This is a genomic window from Streptomyces sp. AC627_RSS907 (assembly GCF_019049165.1).
Genome location: NZ_JAGMUE010000382.1, coordinates 1 through 867, shown reverse-complemented (window position 1 = coordinate 867; position 867 = coordinate 1). Strand labels below are relative to the sequence as shown.

Here is an 867-nt window from a genome sequence, read left to right as displayed (position 1 = left end):
CACCCGGTCCTCGCCGCCGACGTACGGCTCAAGGACCGCGGCCTCGATGATCAGCGCGGTGGCCGAGGCCGCGTACAGCGCGAGCAGGCTGGCCGGGCGCAGCAGCAGTCCGCCGGCGACGATCGGCAGGACCAGTACGGAGGGGTCACACCAGTCGGGTTGGGCGATGGTGCTGGCCGCGATGGCCGGCACGGCCGCGAGCAGCACGGCCAGGGCCAGCCAGTCGGAGCCGTCGCCGCGGAAGTAGTCCACCCCGGCCTTGCGCACGTTGGTGCGTGCCCGGTGGAGCGCCTTGCGCATCCGGGCCGTCGCGGACTCCACACCTCCGGTCTTCATCGCATCGGGACCTTATCCACCCTCCACCATGCTCCGCACGTTTCTCCGACTCCGACGCCGCATCCGACGCTTCGCATGGTCGCCCCCCGGCGCGGCCACCGAAGGCGCGCCTCGGGCCGCTGGCCGAGAAGGGAATCTTAAGCGAAATGCGATCGCCTGTGCGGGTACGTCGCGAAGATCACCGCCGGGCCCACGGGGTCGCGCGCCCGCGCGCGGGCGGCACGCGGGTCGAGTACCGCACCGACCCCGCCCGGTGCGCCGCGCCCCCGCGCGCGGGCGGCACGCGACGCGGGGGGGGTGCCGCGGCGCTTCGGGCACGGCGGGCGCTAGCGGGGCTGGCACCCGGGCACCGGAAGCTAGCGGGGCTGGCACCCCGGGCACCAGAAGAGGTTGCGGGCGGCGAGTTCGGCGGTGCGGATCTCGCCGCCACAGATGTGGCAGGACTGCCTGGCCCTGCGGTACACGTACACCTCTCCCCCGTGGTCGTCCACACGCGGCGGACGCCCCATGGCCTCGGGGAGGTGTTCGGGC

Annotated in this window: 1 protein-coding gene and 1 pseudogene; both read right to left on the bottom strand. The window is 74.4% G+C overall.

Annotated elements, in window-relative coordinates:
* Positions 1 to 336 (bottom strand): annotated as a pseudogene (locus KUM32_RS36010) (serine/threonine-protein phosphatase); the annotation flags it as partial.
* Positions 337 to 692: 356 nt separating this feature from the next.
* On the bottom strand, positions 693 to 867 hold a 175-nt coding region (locus KUM32_RS36005), incomplete at its 5' end, for a zinc finger domain-containing protein (protein WP_302185226.1).